General features: G+C 48.0%; 18 protein-coding genes. 1 reads left to right on the top strand and 17 read right to left on the bottom strand.

The window, feature by feature from the left end; all coding sequences use genetic code 11:
* Window positions 1-95: 95 nt before the first annotated feature.
* The 6 genes from KJS57_RS04960 to adhE all read right to left on the bottom strand — a co-directional run bounded on the left by KJS57_RS04960 (window position 96) and on the right by adhE (window position 9470).
* Entirely contained in the window at window positions 96-923 is an 828-nt protein-coding gene (locus KJS57_RS04960; RefSeq protein WP_211019625.1) for a carbohydrate ABC transporter permease, read from the bottom strand.
* Complete coding sequence (locus KJS57_RS04955) at window positions 923-1807, bottom strand: carbohydrate ABC transporter permease (RefSeq protein ID WP_211019626.1); 885 nt, start codon at window positions 1805-1807, stop codon at window positions 923-925. The genes KJS57_RS04960 and KJS57_RS04955 overlap by 1 nt, the downstream gene beginning before the upstream one ends.
* A 132-nt stretch (window positions 1808-1939) precedes the next feature.
* On the bottom strand, window positions 1940-3319 hold the full coding sequence (locus tag KJS57_RS04950) for an ABC transporter substrate-binding protein (protein WP_211019627.1): 1380 nt from the start codon (window positions 3317-3319) through the stop codon (window positions 1940-1942).
* 206 nt (window positions 3320-3525) lie between these two features.
* A complete protein-coding gene (gene pflA / locus KJS57_RS04945; protein WP_211019628.1) occupies window positions 3526-4269 on the bottom strand; it encodes a pyruvate formate-lyase-activating protein in 744 nt (247 codons plus the stop codon).
* Window positions 4270-4333: 64 nt separating this feature from the next.
* Window positions 4334-6604: a formate C-acetyltransferase gene (pflB, locus tag KJS57_RS04940; RefSeq protein WP_213653974.1), complete on the bottom strand. Its 2271-nt coding sequence runs from the start codon at window positions 6602-6604 to the stop codon at window positions 4334-4336.
* Between the two features lie 250 nt (window positions 6605-6854).
* Window positions 6855-9470 carry a bifunctional acetaldehyde-CoA/alcohol dehydrogenase gene (gene adhE, locus KJS57_RS04935; RefSeq protein ID WP_211019630.1) on the bottom strand — a complete coding sequence of 872 codons (2616 nt, stop codon included), beginning with the start codon at window positions 9468-9470 and terminating at the stop codon, window positions 6855-6857.
* A 403-nt stretch (window positions 9471-9873) separates the two neighbouring features.
* Between adhE and KJS57_RS04930 the strand changes: the two genes are divergently transcribed.
* Window positions 9874-10590, top strand: coding sequence for a Crp/Fnr family transcriptional regulator (locus KJS57_RS04930; protein WP_211019631.1), 717 nt, complete (start codon window positions 9874-9876; stop codon window positions 10588-10590).
* A gap of 127 nt (window positions 10591-10717) precedes the next feature.
* On the opposite strand, the gene KJS57_RS04925 is transcribed toward KJS57_RS04930, so the two are convergent.
* The 11 genes from KJS57_RS04925 to KJS57_RS04875 all read right to left on the bottom strand — a co-directional run bounded on the left by KJS57_RS04925 (window position 10718) and on the right by KJS57_RS04875 (window position 21757).
* Window positions 10718-11608: a GNAT family N-acetyltransferase gene (locus KJS57_RS04925; RefSeq protein ID WP_213653973.1), complete on the bottom strand. Its 891-nt coding sequence runs from the start codon at window positions 11606-11608 to the stop codon at window positions 10718-10720.
* Between the two features lie 200 nt (window positions 11609-11808).
* Window positions 11809-12588 carry a formate/nitrite transporter family protein gene (locus KJS57_RS04920; RefSeq protein WP_211019633.1) on the bottom strand — a complete coding sequence of 260 codons (780 nt, stop codon included), beginning with the start codon at window positions 12586-12588 and terminating at the stop codon, window positions 11809-11811.
* 53 nt (window positions 12589-12641) lie between these two features.
* Window positions 12642-12983 carry a nitrite reductase small subunit NirD gene (gene nirD, locus KJS57_RS04915; RefSeq protein WP_213653972.1) on the bottom strand — a complete coding sequence of 114 codons (342 nt, stop codon included), beginning with the start codon at window positions 12981-12983 and terminating at the stop codon, window positions 12642-12644.
* Between the two features lie 33 nt (window positions 12984-13016).
* On the bottom strand, window positions 13017-15452 hold the full coding sequence (nirB, locus tag KJS57_RS04910; protein ID WP_213653971.1) for a nitrite reductase large subunit NirB: 2436 nt from the start codon (window positions 15450-15452) through the stop codon (window positions 13017-13019).
* A 228-nt stretch (window positions 15453-15680) separates the two neighbouring features.
* Window positions 15681-16388: an iron-sulfur cluster repair di-iron protein gene (ric, locus tag KJS57_RS04905; protein WP_213654067.1), complete on the bottom strand. Its 708-nt coding sequence runs from the start codon at window positions 16386-16388 to the stop codon at window positions 15681-15683.
* 194 nt (window positions 16389-16582) lie between these two features.
* On the bottom strand, window positions 16583-17152 hold the full coding sequence (locus KJS57_RS04900; RefSeq protein ID WP_213653970.1) for an NAD(P)/FAD-dependent oxidoreductase: 570 nt from the start codon (window positions 17150-17152) through the stop codon (window positions 16583-16585).
* A 59-nt stretch (window positions 17153-17211) separates the two neighbouring features.
* On the bottom strand, window positions 17212-17529 hold the full coding sequence (locus KJS57_RS04895; protein ID WP_211019637.1) for a winged helix-turn-helix transcriptional regulator: 318 nt from the start codon (window positions 17527-17529) through the stop codon (window positions 17212-17214).
* A 210-nt stretch (window positions 17530-17739) separates the two neighbouring features.
* On the bottom strand, window positions 17740-18708 hold the full coding sequence (locus KJS57_RS04890) for a sugar phosphate isomerase/epimerase family protein (RefSeq protein ID WP_213653969.1): 969 nt from the start codon (window positions 18706-18708) through the stop codon (window positions 17740-17742).
* A 62-nt stretch (window positions 18709-18770) separates the two neighbouring features.
* Window positions 18771-19853: a Gfo/Idh/MocA family protein gene (locus KJS57_RS04885; RefSeq protein ID WP_211019639.1), complete on the bottom strand. Its 1083-nt coding sequence runs from the start codon at window positions 19851-19853 to the stop codon at window positions 18771-18773.
* A complete protein-coding gene (locus tag KJS57_RS04880; protein ID WP_213653968.1) occupies window positions 19846-20616 on the bottom strand; it encodes a sugar phosphate isomerase/epimerase family protein in 771 nt (256 codons plus the stop codon). Before KJS57_RS04880 ends, KJS57_RS04885 begins: the two co-directional genes overlap by 8 nt.
* A 28-nt stretch (window positions 20617-20644) precedes the next feature.
* A complete protein-coding gene (locus KJS57_RS04875) occupies window positions 20645-21757 on the bottom strand; it encodes a Gfo/Idh/MocA family protein (protein ID WP_213653967.1) in 1113 nt (370 codons plus the stop codon).
* Between the last annotated feature and the right edge of the window lie 96 nt (window positions 21758-21853).

The raw sequence follows: 21853 nt of genomic DNA, 5'->3' as shown, positions 1-21853 counted from the left end.
TGGATGTATTCTCCCATACCGGATTAGTGCGTGGACAATCATATAATAACAATAGTATTTTAATATATTATCCTATGATCTTGAACCCGCCACTATTATCCTTTGACACTGCCTGCCGTAACTCCTTCAATAATCTTTTCCTGAAGAATTGCGTAGATAATCATAACCGGCAGTACGCTGAAAATAATCCCTGCGGACATTTGCGCATAGTTGGTATTGTAGGCGTCTCTGAAACCTACCATCCCTACAGGCAGCGTTCTTAACTCTTCGCTGGACAGGAAATAGTTGGCTAGCAAGAATTCGTTCCAGTTACCCAGGAAGTTGATGATGAAGACTGTAACGATCGCCGGCACCGTAAGCGGGATAATAATTCTCGCAAACAGCCCTGCCGAACTTAGTCCGTCAATGACAGCAGCCTCTTCAATTTCCCCCGGGAGCGAACGCATAAACGCCGCCAGAATAATGACAGAGAACGGAATGGCGTTGGCTACATAAGGTAAAATAAGCGCCATATGCGTATCTAAAATATCCAGTTTTCTCATGATTCCATAAATCGGAAGCAGTAAGGAGTTGTTCGGAATCAGCATCCCCAGCAAGATCAGCTGGAATACGACGGCACTGATTTTGTTGTAGCGCATCCGGGTAACCGCAAAGGCCAGCATCGCCGCAAACAGAATCGATAAACACGCGGAAAGGACACCGATGTACAAGCTGTTAAAGAAGTATGTGCTGATCTTAGCATTGACCCAGGCGTTAATATAGTTGTCAAACGTAATGGAGCCCGGGAGGCCGAACGGATTCGAAGCGATATCCTGGTTGTTCGTTTTGACGGATGAGAAGAGCACGAACAGGAACGGATACAGGATGACGAGCAGGTAGGCCATAAGGAAAATGTGCGGAATCGTTTTTTTGAGTGCTCTCATCAGTATTCAATCCTTTCTGTCCGTTTGGAGATCAACACTTGATACAGTACCGTAATGATGATCGTGAATATGAAGATCAGAACGGCAATAGAGTTGCCAAAGCCATGTCTAAAGCTTGTGATGGCATACCGGATCATATAAGTAGCCATAACGTCAGTCGACCCGGCAGGTCCGCCCTTCGTCATAACGAGAACGATATCGGCAGCCTTCATGGCACCAGCGATGGACAGCATGATAACAACGGAAATAATCGGCATAACGAGCGGAATCGTAATTTTCGTAGCTCTTTGGAAGCCGGTCGCTCCATCAATTGCAGCCGCTTCTTCCAGCTCTTTCGGAATGGCCAGAATCGCGGCCAACACCATAACAATGTAGAAACCTGTCCATTGCCAAGCGTTCGTAATCAGAATCGATATCATCGCCCAGTTTTTGTCGGACAGCCAATAGATCGGAGATACCCCGAATACGCCTAAAATTTTGTTGGCGAGGCCAAAGTCCGGATTGTAGATAAAGCCCCACAAAATCCCGATAACGGCCGTTGACATGATCGACGGCATAAATACCGCGGTCTTATACAAGCCCTTGAATTTCTTGACGTTTGCAATGAGCAAGGAAAAGATGACGATCAAAGGGACCTGAACCAAGCAGGAAAACAAAATGAAGTAAACGTTATTTTTAACGGATTTCCAAAATGCGACATCATGGAAGGCTGTTACAAAGTTATCGAAGCCGATATAAGTAATATTTTTGGATATTCCGTTCCAGCTCGTAAAACTGTTATTGACCGCCGTAAACACCGGGTAGATGAAGAAGGCAAGAAACAGTACGAACGCCGGGATCACAAATATCAGATAGATCAGCGGATTTCTAAGCGCTTTATTCATGATAAACCTCCGTAGCTTATGCAGGATTAACTTCGTGCTACATTTTATTTAAGATGTTAGTTCTTAATTTAGTGGAAAAGGACGCCCCCACATACTTGAGACGGGTGGCGCCCTTTTGTCATTTGCTAAAGATTATTGCCCTGCCGCATTAGCCGCATCTTGAGCTGCCTGTACATTTTCCAGCATTTTCGCCGGTTCGATTTCCCCGCCGATAATTTGTTGGATACCCATGCTAAGCGCCGTATTCACTTCCGCTTGTACAAGGGCGTCGAACGCTGGGAACGAAGTTCCGATTTCGCTGACAGCCTTGAAGATATCTTGCATGAGCGGGTCATCGGACGTAGTTTTCATTTGCTCCAGATCCATCTTCATGGCAGGGAGCACACCGTCTTCTTTCAGACCGCGAAGCTGCATTTCGTCTGTCCACATGTTCTTGATGAATTCTTTAACCGCTTGCATTTTGCGAGGATCTTCAGCAACTGCACTGGAGAAGCCGTAACCGTTGTTAGCGTCCTGCATAACTACAACCGGATCGCCTGCATTAACAGGAGGCATATTGAAGTATCCGATTTTGCCAACCATGTCGCCGGCTTGTTCAGCGTCTCTGAACACCGAGTTAGCCCACGAACCGTCCATCATCATGATCGCTTCGCCAGTAACGATTTGGTTTCTCATGTCGGCGTATTCAAAGCCGAGTTCGCCTTTTTTGTAGTAGCCTTTGTCAACCCATTCCTTATGCTTAGCTACGGCTTTAACCACGTTTTCATCCGTCCACTTGGTTTCGCCTGATTTGAAGCCATAAGTGATTTCAGGTCCGGCATAGTAAGACCACAGATTGTTTGTTGTCATCAATGGGATCCAAGCATCCTTCGAAGATTGAGCGAAAGGAATTTTGCCGTCTGCTTTGATTGTTTCGGCAAGCTTATCCAGTTCATCCAGCGTCGCAGGCACTTTCAGACCTTTTTGTTCAAAGTACTCTTTATTGTAGAAGAAACCTTCGATGGATCCCCCGATCGGAAGACCGTAAATCTTACCGTCAAGAGTAAATGGTGCCAGTGTAGTAAATTTGTCTTTGAGGCCCAGCTCATCCAAAATCGGAGTAATGTCGAGCATCAAACCTTCTTTGGCATACAGCGCTGCATCCGGGCTGCCGAATACGTCGAATACTTCCGGCGGTTTCCCTGCTGCCATCTCGCCTCTCAGCTTCTCTTTCCGGTTGACTTCGGAATCAACGGCATCAAGCTTGATCGTCAAGCCTGGTACTGCGTCTTGGGTCTGTTTAACCACATCTTCGAGCAATGCAAGACGGAATTTCTTGGACTCCCCTACTTGTGTGTGGCGAATGGTGATTTCGAACGGCGAATCATCCACCTTTGCCGCTTCACCATTGTTTGTCGATTTTTGACCTTCGTTTGCGGGTGTATTTTTTCCGTTATCGGATTTGCCGCACCCAGCGAGCATTGCGGACGCTACGAAAATCAGCGTCATTAGCAGCATCAAACTTTTCTTCATATTTCTAAGACCCTCCTCAAGAGCAGTTTGTGTTACACCTTTATTATAGAAAGCGCCTCCAATTCTGATAAGGAGGACATTTTTCTTTTTAGGGGATAATATCATCTAATCGACAAAAAGAAAGCGGTTAAACCTGACATGTATTGTCGAGTTTAACCGCTTTTTCTTATTTAGTAAATAATAATGTCATATTAGTTGACACAAAATTATTTCATGGATGTCTCTGCCTGCTGCATTCCTTCTTCAATCAAGCGATTTGCACGCTCGATTTCCTCCTCCGTAGGCGAAGGTACGCCTTCTAACGGATAGTCCCAACCTAATTCTTGCCACTTGAATACACCCATCTGATGATACGGAAGAATTTCGAATTTCTCTACACCGTGTAAACCACCGATAAAGCGCCCGAGGTTTAGCAAATCCTGCTCATCGTCATGAATGCCAGGAACAAAGACATGCCGAATCCACATATTTCGTCCGTGTTCTGACAACCATTCGGCCATTTTCAGCATCCGGTCGTTCGGTTTACCCGTCAGCTTGATGTGCTTCTCATTATCGATATGCTTCAGATCGAGCAGGACAAGGTCTGTTACGTCCAGGAGATCACGAATTTTGTCGCCCTCGTTGTATCCGTTCGTATCCAGCGTAGTATGCAGATTCCAGCGTTTCTTCACTTCGCGGAACAATTCGGTTACAAACGGAGCTTGCAGCGTCGCTTCCCCGCCGGATACCGTCAACCCGCCGCCTGAGGAACGGTAGTAGGTGAGGTATGGCTCAATTTCAGCCAATACCTCCTCTACTGTCATTTCTTTACCTTCCGTCAGGCTCCAGGTATCCGGGTTATGGCAATACTGGCATTTCAACAGGCAGCCCTGCATAAAGAGTACGAAACGAATACCCGGGCCATCGACCGTTCCGAAAGTTTCCAATGAATGTATGCGACCTTTAAGCATTTTTCGTCACCCTTTCTGATTGCACTGCCTTAACAAATGTTGTGATTTCTGTACCCGTTTCTATTTACATCGAACCGTGGAAAGTCCGGTTAATTACATCGAGCTGTTGCTCACGGGTCAATTTAATGAAGTTTACCGCATATCCCGAAACACGGATCGTCAATTGCGGATAGTTCTCCGGATGTTCCATAGCATCCATCAACTGTTCGCGGTCAAACACGTTGACGTTCAAGTGATGGGCTTTGCTGCCGAAATATCCGTCCATCATCGATACGAGATTCGATTTGCGGATCTCAGCTTCTTTGCCGAGTGCCTTAGGCACAATCGAGAAGGTGTTCGAGATTCCGTCCAAGCTGTGTTCATACGGCAGTTTGGCAACGGAGCTGAGCGAAGCAAGCGCACCCTTCTTGTCGCGTCCGTGCATTGGGTTAGCACCAGGAGCAAACGGTTCGCCCGCTTTACGGCCATCCGGTGTCGTTCCTGTTTTCTTACCATATACAACGTTCGATGTAATCGTCAATACCGATTGTGTCGGCATCGCATTACGATAAGTTTTGTGTTTGCGGATCATGCTCATGAACGATTCAACAAGACCCACGGCAATTTGGTCGACTTTATCGTCGTTGTTACCGTAGCAAGGGAATTCGCCTTCGATTTCAAAATCAACGGCAATGCCTTGTTCGTTGCGGATCGGTTTAACTTTAGCATATTTGATCGCGCTCAGCGAGTCGGCCGCTACGGACAAACCGGCGATCCCGCAAGCCATCGTACGGAGAATGTCGCGGTCATGCAGCGCCATTTCGATCCGTTCGTAGCAATATTTATCGTGCATGTAGTGAATTACATTCAGTGTGTTCACATACAGTTTGGCAAGCCATTCCATCATCGGTTTGAACCGTTTCATAACTTCATCGTAATTCAAGTACTCGGAAGTGATGGCCGGGAATTCAGGGCCGACTTGTGCGCCGGATTTCTCATCTTTACCGCCGTTAATCGCGTACAACAGTGCTTTCGCCAGGTTAGCGCGTGCTCCGAAGAACTGCATTTGCTTACCGATTTCCATAGCGGATACGCAACAGGCGATACCATAGTCATCACCATAGATAGGACGCATCAGATCGTCATTTTCGTATTGAATCGAGCTGGTTTCAATAGATACCTTAGCGCAATATTTCTTGAAGCCTTCAGGCAATTGTTCGGACCAGAGTACTGTCAAGTTTGGTTCTGGAGCAGGGCCCAGGTTGTAAAGAGTGTGCAGGAAACGGAAGCTGTTCTTCGTTACTCTAGTTACGCCGTTTACCGACATGCCGCCGATCGATTCCGTAACCCATGTTGGGTCGCCGCTGAACAGATCATTGTAATCCGGAGTACGCAGGAATTTGACGATCCGCAGTTTCATTACGAAATGGTCAACCAATTCTTGTGCTGTTTCTTCAGTCAAAGTTCCTTCAGCCAAATCGCGCTCGATGTATGCGTCAAGGAAAGAAGATACGCGGCCAAGCGACATTGCCGCCCCGTCTTGTTCTTTGACTGCTGCAAGATAACCGAAGTAGAGCCATTGGAAAGCTTCTTTCGCATTTTCGGCCGGTCTCGAAATATCGAAGCCGTACATTTCACCCAGTTGTTTCAATTCGCCCAGTGCGCGAACTTGCTCGGACAGTTCTTCGCGAAGACGAATTACGTCTTCGTCAATTACGTCAACTTCCAGGCTCTTCAGTTCGTTATTTTTTTGCTTGATCAGGAAATCCACACCGTAAAGCGCTACGCGGCGATAGTCGCCGATAATACGGCCGCGGCCATATGCATCTGGGAGGCCAGTAATAATGCCGGCTTTACGAGCAGCTCTCATATCGGATGTATAGGCATCAAATACGCCTTGGTTATGAGTTTTGCGAATCGTTGTAAACATATCTACGATCTCGCCCGGCAAGTCGAATCCATAAGCCTTGCAGGCGTTAATTACCATATTTATACCGCCAAAAGGATGAATCGTACGTTGGAAAGGAGCTTCCCCTTGTACACCTACGATTTGTTCCTTCGTTTTGTCCAAGTAACCGGGAGCATGGGATGTGATCGTGGAAGGCTTGTTGACTTCAACGTCAAGTACGCCTCCGGCTTCTCTTTCTTTCTTGGTCAAATCGGAAATAATGTCCCATAATGCTTTGGTATTATCCGTTGCACCCTTCAAGAAAGATTCGTCGCCTTCATAAGCCAGGATGTTGGTCTCGATGAAATCGCGGGTGTTCACTTCTCTCATCCATTTCCCTTTTTTAAAACCTCTCCAAGCTGTTTCAACTTCTTGTTTTGGTTGTACTTCTCTCTCAATCACCGACATCTGTAATCCCTCCATATAGTTTAGAAGTACGCGGTTTGAAGGATATATCCGCGTCTCATGATCCCTAAAATTTGTGATAATTTTCACAACTCTGACACTGATAAGTTCTTAGCTTTTAAAACATCATCCGCTGTACTTACCACCGTACCGGGGATCATTTATATCATTATCTTATATCAATACCCCATTAAAGATTGTGACAAATATCACTTTTGAAGTGATATTTGTCACGTTAGCCTTACATGTTCACTTATTCTTCAAATCTTCCATAGAAAGCGTCACGATAAACTTCAGCAAGCTCTGTCACAAGCGGGAGCTTCGGATTCGCAGTTGTACATTGGTCTTCGAAAGCACGATCCGCCAAGTAATCTACACGCGATTCGAAATCTTTCGCATCGAAGCCGAGTTCTTGGAATGTTTCCGGAATGCCGAGCTTCTTATTCAGATCACGGATGGCGTTGATCAGGCTCTTCACGCCCTCTTCCGTCGTTCGGGCAGGCAATCCCAAGATGCGTGCGATTTCCGCATAGCGTTCGTCAGCTACGAAGTGAGTGTATTTCGGCCATGCTGCGAATTTCGTAGGTTTCTTCGCATTGTAACGGATTACGTGCGGCATCAGAATCGCATTCGTACGGCCATGCGCGGTGTGATACTGTCCGCCCCATTTATGAGCCAAGCTGTGGTTGATGCCCAGGAATGCGTTCGCAAAGGCCATACCGGCCAAAGTCGATGCGTTGTGCATTTTCTCGCGGGCCAGTTTGTCGCCGGTCAGCGCCGATTTCTCCAGGTATTGGAACACCAGCTGGATAGCTTTGATTGCAAGACCATCCGTGTAGTCGCTCGCCATTACCGAAACATAAGCCTCGATAGCATGAGTCAGTACGTCCATACCTGTATCGGCTACAGCTACTTTAGGTAAGCTGTATACGAACTCAGGGTCAATAATGGCTACGTCCGGAGTCAGCTCGTAATCAGCCAAAGGATATTTCGTGTTGCCGTTGATTTTATCCGTAATTACCGCGAACGAGGTCACTTCCGAACCTGTACCCGAAGTGGTCGGAATCGCAACAAACTTCGCTTTACGTCCCAGGCGCGGGTATTTGTAGATCCGTTTGCGGATATCCATGAATTTTTGTTTCAGGTTGTTAAAGTCGGTATCAGGATATTCGTAGAACAGCCACATGCCTTTCGCGGCATCCATTGGCGAACCGCCGCCGAGTGCGATAATGCAGTCCGGTTGGAATTTAGCCATCAGCTCAGTACCGCGCTCTACCGTTGTAGTCGATGGATCCGGCTCAACATCCGAGAACACTTCGATCGCTACCGGAGTTTGGCGTTGACGGAGATAGTGCTCCACTCTTTCCACATATCCCAGTTTAACCATCATTGGGTCAGTTACAATCAGTACGCGGGTAATATCCGGCATTTTGGCAAGGTATTGCGTCGAGTTTTTCTCGAAATAGATTTTGTCAGGCACTTTGAACCATTGCATATTCACGGTACGACGATTCACCCTTTTCACGTTGATCAGATTGACAGCCGTTACGTTCGACGAAGTCGAGTTACGTCCATAAGATCCGCAGCCCAGCGTCAGCGAAGGCAGGTTCGTATTGTAGATGTCGCCGATCCCGCCTTGCGAAGACGGTTGGTTGACGAGAATCCGGCAAGTAGGCATCCGATCCGAATAATTTTGAATAATTTCTTCATTATTACTATGAATTACCGAAGAGTGCCCCATACCTCCGAATTGAACCACTTCAAGCGCGCGTTCGATGCCTTGCTCGGCTGTTTTAACTTTGTAGCAAGCCAGAACCGGGCTCAATTTCTCAGCGGACAACGGGAATTTTGGACCTACGCCTTCGATTTCGGCAACCAGAATCTTCGTTCCGGCCGGTACATCGATACCGCACATTTGAGCGATCTTCACGGCAGGTTGGCCGACGATGTTCGGGTTCACTGCACATTTGTCTGCAATAATGGCTCCGGCTGTCAGTTTAGCCGCTTCATCTTTGTTGACGAAGTAACAGCCGTTTGCAATCATCTTCTTCTTCACTTGATCGAACACTGGCTCTTCGATGATTACCGCTTGTTCGGATGCGCAAATCATGCCGTTGTCGAACGTTTTCGAAAGGATCAGGTCATTGACCGCTTGATCCAGATCCGCGCTCTTTTCAATGAAGCAAGGCACGTTACCAGGACCTACGCCGAGTGCCGGTTTGCCGCAGCTGTATGCCGCTTTAACCATCGCCGATCCGCCCGTTGCCAGGATACAAGCAACGTCAGGATGGTTCATCAAGCTGTTCGTACGATCCATGGAAGGATTCTCGATCCATTGAATGCAATCTGCTGGCGCTCCGTGCTTAACGGCAGCTTCGAGCAGGATTTTTGCGGCTTCCGCGCTGCACTTTTGAGCGGATGGGTGGAAACCGAAGATGATAGGGTTACGAGTTTTGATAGCAATGAGAGCTTTGAAAATGGTAGTCGATGTAGGGTTGGTTACAGGAGTGATCCCCATGATGATACCAACCGGTTCTGCGATTTTTTGGAAATTGTCATAAGGGTTATCTTCAATTACGCCAACCGTTTTGTTGTTCTTGATGCTGTGGTAAATATACTCGGTCGCAAACATGTTCTTAATGATCTTGTCTTCGTACACACCGCGTCCGGTTTCTTCAACCGCCATCTTCGCCAGATACATATGTCTGTCAAGTCCGGCCAGCGCCATAGCCTGCACAATTTTATCAATTTGCTCTTGATCCATGCCCATAAAAGCTTCGGATGCTTTCTTACCTTTGTCGATCAAGGTTTGAATGTAATCTTGTGCAGTCAGCTCGGCTTTTGTCGTAACTTCGTTCTTAACGGCCATTTCTCTCATCCTCCTAAGTTGGGTAATGGACAACCCTTTTCTTTCTAGTGAATTATTTCACGTTCGGGTCCATCCTTGTGAAGCTTTGCGCTTCTCTTATGGTCTTAGCATAGCACAGCTGGTTTGATTTGTATAGTGAATTTTTTCACGTACTTTAAAATAATGAAATTTTTCATTGTTCTTTGATTGTTTTTTCAGTTCAAATTTGCATTCCAGCCTTTCTAGGCCTATATTCCCAACCTATTTAGTGAGCAATATTACACTCGGTAAAAAAGTGAAATTAGTCACAATGTTGAAATTTCGACACTTTTTCAGGCTTTACAGTCCCCTCAAACCTCTAAAAACGTTATATAATTAATTTAAAATTTTCAGAAAAATTTGGAACACAAAGGGGAAATCAATGATGAGTGAAATCGTGAGCGCTACGCTGCCCCGCGGCAATACGAGCTGTTTTACAGAGCAAAACTTCAACCGTCTTCTTGTCACTATGAAAGAAAAAGCATATCCCGAAGGAACGCATTTGTTCTGGGAAGGCGACTTTTCCGATAAACTGTTCTATGTTAAACGCGGACGCGTCAAACTGACCAAATCGACCGATGAAGGAAAAGAGCTCATCCTCTATATGTATGGACGCGGAGATATGGTGGGCCAAGCGGATCCCTTCTTTAGCACTAAGCACAGCTTCACTGCAGAAGTTATTGAAGACAGCGAGATCGGAGTAATTGAACAAAAAGACCTGGAAATCATGATTTGCCAGCATTGCGATTTTGCGATCGACTTTATGAAATGGATGGGGATTCATCACCGTCTGACACAAACCAAGTTCCGCGACCTGATGATGTACGGTAAACCGGGTGCCCTCTGCTCGACCCTGATCCGCTTGAGCAATACTTACGGCGAACAACATGGTGACAATATCCTTATCAACAAAAAAATCACCCATACCGACCTGTCGAACATGATCGGCGCCACCCGCGAAAGCGTCAACCGGATGTTGAGCGATCTGCGCAAGAAGGACGCACTCGAATATGAGAACGGCATGATCGTAATCAAGGACCTCGTGATGCTGCAGGACATTTGCCATTGTGAGCTCTGTCCGAATGAAATTTGCCGGATCTAACAAAATGAGATGTCTATGGGGAAACAACTTTATAACAAGGACGGTGCAGCCTTAGTTTATCTGCCCCGTCCTGTTTGGTATAGAGGTAATATTAACCTTGCCATTCTATATTCTGAACAGCGGTGCCTTAAGTGGTAGATGTAATCGGGTATTTTATGTTGTGGAACGAGGAAATATCGCTGCTACGCGTCCTGACAAATAGTCCCCCATCATACACTTGCTGATTAAGATACATATTTTTATAATCCGGAGTATAGTGAAACACGATTTTCCTAACGTCTTTGTCTGCAATATGCGATAGGATATCCTGAATTTCAAACTCCTTTGCACTTATGATATCGAACAGATCGATACGATCCTCTTCTTTCTTATAAATAACGATGATATTCTCCTCTTCCAAATAATAAATCTCCTCACTAAAAACATTCAAACCATAGAACATGAGTATCCCTTCCGAATTAGCAGTTCCCCAGCGTTGAGAATTGGGGAGCCTTTCCAGAGATCTTTGATACATCAATGCCCGGTCAGCCTCATTTTGCATATCCAGCTTCCTGACATTTTTATTTGCAGCTGGACCAGATCGATATTCCGATATATTTTCCAGTGAAAAAAGCTGTTCCTGAACCGGACGAAATCCGAATTTCGGGTAAAAATCCAATACGGATTCATTCGCGAAAAGATATATGTATTCACACTTATGTTCATAATCATCAAGGACTTTTGTCAGCAAACGTGACGACAAGCCTTTATTGCGATAATCCGGGTGCGTCATCACCGTGCCGATTTGAACAGCCTGGCTGACTTCCCCGTTTATAATTAAATCCATAATACTTACGGACACATTCGCAATAACCCGATCTCCATCCAAATAAGAGTAAGGGATAAAGCGTTCCTTCCAATACCCTTTTTGATACCAGTCCTCAAAACTTATGCCAAACGTGCCTTGGGCTAAATCTGATAAGCTCTTTCTGACACGGTCATTATTTTTATAATCCTGAGCAAATCTAATATTGTGCATCACATTCGTCCTCCTATAATAAGCTAGCCCGCTGCATTTTATAATAGAAACTAGTTTAATAAAAAGCCAGTTAAATATTGATTTTAATCATCAATTCCTGGAGGAGACTAACCATTTTTAGTCAACAAAAAAGCTGCATCAGCAGTCACTACAGACCGTTAATGCAGCTCTTAAGCAGCTTTATTTGCTTTTGAACGGGGTTATTTCTTGCGCACCGGTGAGATAAACCAGTAGGCCATACCTACGAATACGGCGCCGCCGATAATGTTGCCGAGCGTGACGGGAATCATATTATGAAACCATCCGGCAAGCGATATCGTTTCGGGGTGATTCGGCAGCATCATGGACAAGCTGAGCAGCGTCATGTTAGCCACGCTATGCTCATAACCACTCGCGATAAAGGCATAGAGACACCACCAGATCAGGACAAGCTTGGAAATGTCATCCTTCGCCCGGTTGGCCATCCAGATGGCCAGGCATACAAGCCAGTTACACAAAATGCCGCGGAAAAACAGTTCCATGACCGGGGCGCCCATTTTCTTGGCTGCAGCCGCAAAGATCAGATGTTCCGGAGCGGCGGTTTTGAACAAACCGGAGCCTACGATCAGTAAACTGAGGATAATCGCCCCCGCTAAGTTGCCGAGAAAGACGATTATCCAGTTTTTGAGGGTATCCGATACCGTGGTACGCTTAGCCAAAGTACTGGCAGTAAAGAACATGTTGTTCCCCGTAAACAGTTCGGAACCGGCAAAAATGACAAGTGTGAGGGCGAGCCCGAACGACATCCCCATAACCATACTCTGAAACGGTGACTTCACCGCGGCCAGCGGCGCACCCACGCTAAATATCAGGATGATGCCCAGTCCCACGTACGCTCCCGCCAGGAGCGTTGATACAAAGTACCGGGGCAAACTTTCATTCATCTTCTCTTTCTTTTTAACGGCTGCTTCCACAATGGATTCTACGCTTTGTGTAAACATTTGACTTTCCCCACTCTCTCTCCCAAGTGCGTTGCTATGCAGCAATCAAGCCGCTATACAGTTTGTAATTCCCCCGCGCCAATCCATACCTGCCCATCCTCTATCTTGACCGGCACCATTTGCGCCTGGCCGGTGTCCGGAGCTTGAACCAGACCGGTGGTCAGATCGATTTTCCAGTCGTACAGCGGATCGTACAAGTAATGTCCCGAAACAATCCCTTCCGCAAGCGGTCCGCCTTTCGGATGAGGATTCTTATTTACAGCTGCGAAAATCCGGTTATCGGAGAGGCGGAAGACGGCAATCTGCCGCCCCCCGATCTCCACTACACGTCCGATCTGTACCAGAAAATGATCCACAGCACCTACAGAAATAAATTCGTTATTCTCTTTAGTCATGTATCGTACTCTCCTTTCACTATTAACCAATGTTTACAGTTGATTACCAACTTCCAAGCGATTAAACAATTTGTCGCTGTTCTCGTTGTCGCGAATCGCTTTCTTCCACGGATCCTCGACTTGCTGCAGAGCAAATTCAATCCGTTCCATAAGCGCCTTCCGATTCTCAGGATTATCTACTACAGCGGTCTTGATCTGTTCCAGACCGATGCGTTCCACCCATTCCGAGGTTCTCTCAAGATAGTTGCCGGTTTCACGGTAGTACTGCATAACCGCACCGACAATTTCGATCAGTTCTTCATCGGTCTTTACTTTGCAGAGCGAATCCGCAAGCCGGGCTTTGATCCCGCCGTTACCGCCGACGAAAATTTCCCATCCGCCATCATTACCGACGATCCCGATATCCTTCGTGCACGATTCCGCGCAGTTCCGCGGGCATCCGTTCACAGCCAATTTGAATTTGGCAGGGAAGTCGAGACGCTCGAATTTGCGTTCCAGCGTAGCCCCCATTCCCATCGAATCCTGGGTACCGAATCGGCAGAACTGCGAACCGACGCAGGTTTTCACCGTGCGCAGCGATTTAGCGTACGCATAGCCCGAAGGCATGTCGAGTTCTTCCCAGACTTTTGGCAAATCCTCTTTTTTGACGCCGATCAAATCAAGCCGTTGGCCGCCGGTTACTTTAACGACCTTCACATCGTATTTCAGCGAAATGTCCGCAATCCGTTTCAATTCTTCCGGTGTAGTCACACCGCCATACATGCGGGGAACGACAGTATAGGTTCCGTCCTTCTGAATATTCGCGTTCATCCGCTCGTTGACAAAACGCGATTCCTTTTCGTCTTCATGCGTATCCGGATTGATCATCCCGAGGTAGTAGTTAATGGCCGGCCGGCACTTCGAGCAGCCTTCCGGTTGGCTCCAACCCAGCACATTCATTACTTCTTTAGTTGTTTGCAGGCCCTTCTCCTTGATTTCGGCCACGATTTCATCACGGCTCAAGGTAGTGCAGCCGCAAATTCCTTGTTTGGCTGTTGTTTTGAAGCCGTCCCCAAGCACATACTGCAAAATTTGCTCAACCATCGGTTTGCAGCCTCCGCAAGAACGGGTGGCTCCGGTACATGCTTTGATTTCATCAACCGTTGTCATACCTTGATTCGTAATTACGTCTACGATCGTACCTTTGGTAACGCCGTTGCAGCCGCAGACGATTTCTTCATCCGGCATGCTTTCCACGGATGTGGTCTTCTTGGCCCCGCCGCCGCAGCAGCCGGTTCCCATCAATGTACCGTACAATTCATCCGTCATGACCGTTTTCTGTTTAATCAGCTTTTGCAGTTCAGCCGAATCCGTAATATCACCGAAGAGTACGGCACCGACCATAACTCCGTCTTTCAGCAAAATTTTCTTGTAGGTACGTTTCCAATCATCTTTATTCGCAATCACGGTGTGCTCCGGACCATCGATGAATTCACCGGTCGAGAACACGTCAACGCCCGAAATTTTAAGCTTGGTCGATACGACCGAACCTTCATACGGAGGGGCTTCGACGCCGCTAATGTGTTTAGCCAGCACCATGCCCTGTTCGAATAAAGGAGCAACCAGGCCGTAGCAGGTGCCACGGTGTTCCGTACATTCGCCGACCGAGTACACGCCTTCCATCGAGGTTTGCATATAGTCGTCAACAACAATCCCGCGATTGACGGTAATTCCGCTTTCCTTGGCAACCGCGACATTCGGTTTGATCCCTACCGCCATTACGACAAACTCGGCATCCAATACCGTATCGTCGGCAAACCGCAGGCCGCTGACTCTCGTTTCGCCCAGCAATTCGGCCGTTTGCGCGCCCATTTTGAATTTGATTCCCTGGCGCTCGAGCTCCGATTTCAGCATCGAAGCGGCTTGGTGATCAAGCTGACGCTCCATCAAGTCCTCCATCAAGTGAACGACCGTAACATCCATCCCAAGCTGAACCAGCCCTTTGGCCGCTTCAAGGCCAAGCAATCCTCCGCCGATGACGGCTGCTGTACGGCAGGTTTTAGCCGCTTCCAGCATTTGATTGCAATCGGCAATGTCGCGGAAACCGACTACGCCTTCTTTGTCGCTGCCTGGAATCGGCAAAATAAACGAGTTGGAACCTGTAGCAATCAGCACCTTGTCATAAGGCACCCGCATTCCGTCCGCGGTAACTACTTTTTTAGTCTGCTCATCGATTTTGGCAACCGTAGTTCCCGTATGCAGCGTAATTCCATTCTCCCGGTACCAGTTCAAGTCATTAAGCACGATATCATCGATCGTTTTGCTGCCTTCCAAAACATAAGATAACATAATCCGGTTATAGTTGGGGTGCGGCTCGCTCCCGAACACCGTAATATCAAATCTCTTCGTCAATTTCAAAATTTGTTCGACAGCGCTGATTCCCGCCATCCCGTTACCGATCACCACGAGTTTTTCTCTATCTGTTCCCATATTGGAATTGCCTCCTTCAAAATGCAATCGTTTCTTTGTCCACTAACATTTTCTTTTTCTTTAATAACTTAATTATAATTTAAAATTCAAAATACATTGTGATCTATTTCACACTAAATGTGAAACTTATCACAATATTGTTCATACATTTTTATGTTTTTCTATTGAAAAACATAATTTTTTCCCTCCTGTTCAAGGAGGGAAGGTCCATATTCCACTTTTTTCTGCTTATAAAGACGTGTAACGAGGAAACAAAATGTTATTTTCAAGGTGAATATGACTAAATGTCATCCCTTCCAGCTCTTCCAATCGTGCATAAGTCGTACGGTACGTCGTACAAGCATGCGCCGGCGGCTGAAAATCTCCGGTAATATCTCTCAAGCGTTTCAAAATCTTGCCTGCCCCGTCATGCTCCGCTTCCAATTCTGTAATCGCCGCAAGCATTTTATTTAGAACTTCTTGTTCTTGACCCAGTTCCCAATTTATCATTTTCGGAAAAACTTCCGCTTCCTCCTTGGCTGTATGTTCAAGCAGCTCGTTTCGAAGCTGGCCGTACAGTTGTTCTACTTCGACTAAATGAGGATCGTGCCCGCCATGTACGCGAGAGACCTTGATTACACTCTTATGCAGCTCCGGCAATTCTTCACGCAAATAAGCGTGATGCTTATTCACGATATGCCCGATAAGGGTTTGCGAATCCGCATCGGTCCAGGAATCCCTCTCCTCCGCATTCGGATGATCCGCGGCCAGTTTTGCCAAATCGGATAGCAGTTCATCGACTTCCAGATTTCTTTCCTTTGCCGCCTCTTGAAGAGGCCGGTTACCACCGCAGCAAAAGTCAATTTTGCGGCGACGAAAATAATCTGCTGATTTCGGGAATTCAAGTACGATATCCCGGACTAAACTTTTCTTGTCGAATAGCAGTTTCTGCTCCATCACACCTATTCCCTCCTGTTTAGCATCTCAAATCCAACTATATTCAATTTAGCGCACCTTTACCCCCTGCTTTGTGATTGGCATCACAAACCTTTTGTCCATTCTGCGCAAAAAAGCTTCCCAAGAGACATTAACTCTGGGAAGCTTTGAATCTGCCACTATTCATTTATGTGTTTTGGTGGATGTTATAACGTTTATGACTTTAATACATCGTGGTCCACGTAGCGCTCGCCATTCAGTTCACTGATCAGCTCGATGGCTACTTTAGCGCCGTCACCCGCCGTAATAATCGTGTGAACGCTTACGCCAGCGACCGTACCAGCAGCCCATATCCGCGGATTGCTTGTGCGTCCGTTTCCGCCGGTATCGATCACGGTCTTGATTCTAGGTTCTCTGCCTTCCTTAAGCTCAAGGCCGATCGCCCCCGCCAATTCCGTCAATGCTCCGGTTGCCAGGATCACATGGGATGCCTCATAGCTTCGGCCGGATTCCGTCTTTACGGTCACTTTGGATCCGCCGTTCGTATCCACTACCGTAACTTTCTCCTCAATGAACTTGGCTCCGAACTTCTGGGCCTGCTCCCGACCGATTTTTAGCAAATCCGGTCCGGAAATGTCCTTGGCTCCATAGTGATTCTCAATCCATGCCCGTTTCGTCATACTGGCATTGCTGTCAAGAACCAGGGTTTCCTTCCCTGCCTTGGCCAGAAATAATGCTGCGCTAGATCCTGCTGGTCCCGCTCCGATTACTATTACCTCAGCCACAAGTACACCCACTTTCTATATAATTCGTGCCGCTCCGCTGCGGGATAACGGCACGTAGACTACTCGATCCACTGCTCAGCCCAGCATTGCACCTGTTCCATGACCGGACTTAGCGCTCTTCCTTTTTCCGTCAGTTCGTATTCAATGCGCACTGGAGTTTCGGGATAGACATGCCGGTCGACGATTCCCTCGTTCTCCAGATCCTTCATCCGTTCGGAGAGCATCTTATCGCTCATGGCCGGAATCCCGTTAGAAATGTCCTTAAAACGCTTGGGTCCGCTCATCAATGTATGAATGATCAGACCGTTCCAGCGTTTGCCGAGAATCACAAACGCGGATTCAAAACGTGGACACATCGCGAAATTATTATCTTCCATCTGAATTCACCTCTTAATATATAAACCGATATTGGAGCCGTATGAGACTTACAATTAGTTAGTATATTTCATCATAGCATATTTGATAAGGAATGAACACCTGCGTTTCACGCCACGTCTATCTTGAATTATACAACAATTCCTTGATATGAAAAAGCGGCTGCCGGGCGGCAGCCGCTACATGCTAAGTATATTTCGGTACCCGGAAACTTATACCCACCACATATCCGCGGCGGAATCCTCGATCAGGATTTGCTGTAGGTTTCGAACCGCTTTGGTAAATCCTTCTTCTGTGGACATCAATCCGTCCTCATGCTCGATGCTGACCACATAATCGTATCCGTGCAGCCGTAGAGCGCTGATGATGTCGGCCCAGGTCTTGAGGTCATGACCGTAGCCTACCGTGCGGAATTGCCATGCACGGTCCAGCATTGCCGTATATGGCTGCATGTCCGTAATGCCATACCGGTTGACATTGACCGGATCGATCGTTGTATCCTTGGCATGGAAATGATGGATCGCGTTCTCCCGGCCCAAAATGGAAATCGCCTGCACCGGATCGATTCCTTGCCACCACATATGGCTTGGGTCCAGGTTGGCACCGATGACCTCGCCGGCCGCCTCGCGCAAACGAAGCAGTGTAGCCGGCGTGTGCACGGAGAACCCGCCGTGCAGCTCAAGTCCGATTTTCACATGATGATCTGCGGCATATTTGCCCCATTCGGTCCAGTAAGGAATCACTTTGTTCTCCCACTGCCAATCCAGGACTTCCTTGAAATCATTCGGCCACGGAGCGACCGGCCAGTTCGGATACTTGGCGTCCTCATGGTCACCTGGACATCCGGAAAACGTATTTACAACCGGAACTTCCAGAAGCTCAGCCAATTGAACCGTCTTCACATACGCATCATGGAACTCTTTGGCAATTGCCTTTTGCGGATGCAGCGGGTTGCCGTGGCAGCTCAGCGCACTAATGGTGAGGCCGCGGGATTCCACCGCCTTCTTGAAGTTATCGCGTGCCGTTTTGTTCTCCAGCAGTTCGTCCGGGTTGCAATGCGCATTGCCGGGATGGCCGCCGGTGCCGATCTCCACCGCTTTTAATCCTTGAGCGGCTACCAGATCCAACGCTTCCTCAAGCGGACGTCCTCCAAACAGTACGAGAAAAACACCTAATTTCATATCCATACCTCCTCAGGTAACTGAAATGCTCTTTTCTATATAATAAGTCCATGTGTACTGCATTAATCAAAATAAACGGTTTTGCCTGTTCTAGCCGATTCATAAATCGCTTCAAGAATTTCCGTTACGACGAGTGCCTGCTCGGGTTTGACAAGCGGTTCCTTGTCTTCAAGTACGGCTTCCACCCAGGCTCTGGCTTCGCGTACCGCGTCCGTTTCCTGCTCGCCTTCAAAGAAAGCTACGCCGCCGGATCCGAAATCAACTTTCGTTTCATACAAACGACTCATTTTTTCGCCATTCAAGCGCAAACCGTCATTCATATCGGCTCCGCCTTCCGTCCCACACAGCAAAGTTCTCGCTTCTCCGAAATCCAGTACGTTAAGCGCCCAGCTGGACTCCAGCGCAATCGTCGCTCCGTTCTTCATGGTAATGAAGCCGAAGGCGGAATCCTCTACTTTAAATTGCTCCGGATCCCAAGGCCCAAATGCATTGGCCGCATTCTCGCGGCTGCCAAGCTTGTGGAATACCGAGCCGGTAACGCTTTTCGGTTCGTAATTGTCCATCAGCCACAGAGTCAAGTCCAATGCGTGGGTGCCGATATCGATCAGCGGTCCTCCGCCTTGTTTCTCTTCGTCGAGGAACACGCCCCAGGTTGGAACCGCACGGCGGCGGAGCGCCAGCGCCTTGCCGAAGTAGATATCGCCGAGCTCCCCGTTCTCGCACAACTGCTTCAGGTACAAGCTGTCGCTGCGGAACCGGTTCTGATAGGCGATGCTGAGCTTCTTGCCGGTACGTTTAGCGGCATCCAGCATTTGACGGGCTTGTTCAGCCGTTTTGGCCATCGGCTTCTCGCACATAACATGTCTGCCGGATTCCAGCGAAGCTACGGTAATCTCGGCATGGGAATCGTTTGGCGTGCAGACATGCACGACATCAACATCGCTTTCTTCAAGCAGTTTGCGGAAATCAGTGTACACCTTTGCGCCTTCAATGCCGTATTCGGCAGCCGCCTTGGCTGCGCGTTCTTCAACGATATCGCAGAAGGCCGTCATTTCCACTTGCGGCTGCTTGGCAAGGCTAGGCAGATGTTTGCCGTTTGCGATGCCACCGCATCCGATAATTGCAACTTTTAATGTTTTAGACATTGAGTTTTCCTCCTTTTTGTGCGTAATCGCGTACCCATTTCATGCTTGTCGCGATACTTTCCAACGGTTCATTTGCGCAATAATCCTGTTCCACTACAATCCAGCTCACTCCCGCATCAATCGCAGCATCCGCAATGTCCGCAATAGGAATTTCACCCTTGCCGAGCTCCACCGTTTCCGCTGAGCCGTCAGGTTTTGTAATCATGTCCTTTAGATGGAGCAGCGGCATGCGACCCTTGTACTTGGAGATGTATTCCAGCGGACTGAACCCTGCGTAGCTGACCCAGCAGGAATCCAATTCCACTTGAATCAATTCAGGCGGAATCTGCGAATAGATCGCGTCGAGCACCGTCTCATCACCCAGCTTCTGTGTCAATTCAAACTCATGGTTGTGATAGCAGAGTACCATGTCTTCCTCGGCGCAGCGTTTGCCGATTCTTTTCAAATCCTCAATCACTTCCGCCCAGCGGGTGCGGTCAGCTTCCTCCAGGAAAGGAAATATAAGATAGCGGTTGCCGATTTCTTTATTGTAAGCGATTTCCTCATCCAGCGCATCGCGGAGCCTTGCATAAGGAGTATGAGCCCCCAGCGCGGCCAAACCGGTTTCCGCCAATATGGACTTAACCTGCTCAGCGGGATGTCCGTAATAACCGGCGAACTCCACACCTTGATAACCGAGACCGGCCACTTTGCGAAGGGTACCTTCGAAATCCTGTTCCATCGCATCGCGTACTGTATAAAGTTGCAATCCTAATTGTACCATTTTAAGTCACCCCGTATTTATTTTTTGACTATTTCATTTCAATAGCTCTGGCCTCTACCAAACGACCATCCTTATCAACCTGCAGCCGGCCCGCACTGCCCAGTTCAACATGTCGGCCCTCTCTGGAGGACTGCTCAAAGGCATGCATCGCTTCCAGCACATGATAGGCTACTATGCCGCTCGCCTGGTGCTCTCCGCCTTCGAAGATGGCCCTCGCCATATCTTCAAGCCCTCTGCCCCGTTCATTCGGTCCGGATTTCAATACGGGCGCCAATACTTCCCACTCTTGCGATCCATGACGGCGGACTTTGACTTCACCGTTAAAATAGTTCGGATCCGGAAGAGATAACGTTCCTTTGGTACCGTAAATTTCGATCCAAGGTAGCGTGCTTCCGCCCGGAATGTCAAAGCTCATCACCATCGTGCCGATGGCTCCCCCGACAAAATCGAGTGTTCCGCTGTAGTGCGTTGCCGTCCGTACCGGAATGCTTTGTCCGGCCCGCGGACCCGATTGGATCACCCGCTCCGGAAGCGGGCTTCCCGCACTGCCGCTGATCCGGCTGATCGGTCCAAGCAGCTGCACAAGGGCCGTCAAGTAATACGGACCCATATCAAACATCGGCCCTCCGCCTTCCGCATAAAAGAAGTCGGGGTTAGGATGCCAATCCTCCGGGCCTGCTCCCATCATAAAAGCGGTTGCAGCTACCGGCTTGCCGATCCATCCGTCTTGGATAGCCCGGCGGCTCGTCTCAATGCCCGCTCCCAGAAACGTATCCGGGGCACAGCCGACACGCAGATGTTTTGACGCCGCCAAATCTAGGGTCGCTCTCGCATCCGCCAGCGAAACAGACAATGGCTTTTCCACATATACATGCTTGCCACTGTTCAGCGCACTCAGGTTTACCGATGCGTGAGAAGACGGAATCGTCAGGTTCAAAATAAGATCCATATCCTGCCGCTCCAAAAGTTCTTCCACAGTGCATACGTTTGCAATCCCGTATTCTTCTGCCCGCTCCTTCGCTTTCTCCGGCAATAAATCCGCCAGGGCGTGAACTTGGATCACGTCACTCTGCGAAAGATAAGTTAAATAGGCAGGGCTGATATTGCCGCAGCCAATAATTCCTAATTTCATTTTTGTCATTCTCATCACTCCTCCCGAAGCGATACGGATGTCAGTCGACTCTTCTACATGGTATTTCAATTTGCATCTTTGTAAAATGAATAATATGATTGAAAC

The organism is Paenibacillus vini, from assembly GCF_018403325.1.
GTDB lineage: Bacteria > Bacillota > Bacilli > Paenibacillales > Paenibacillaceae > Fontibacillus > Fontibacillus vini.
This window is presented reverse-complemented; position numbering and strand designations above follow the sequence as displayed.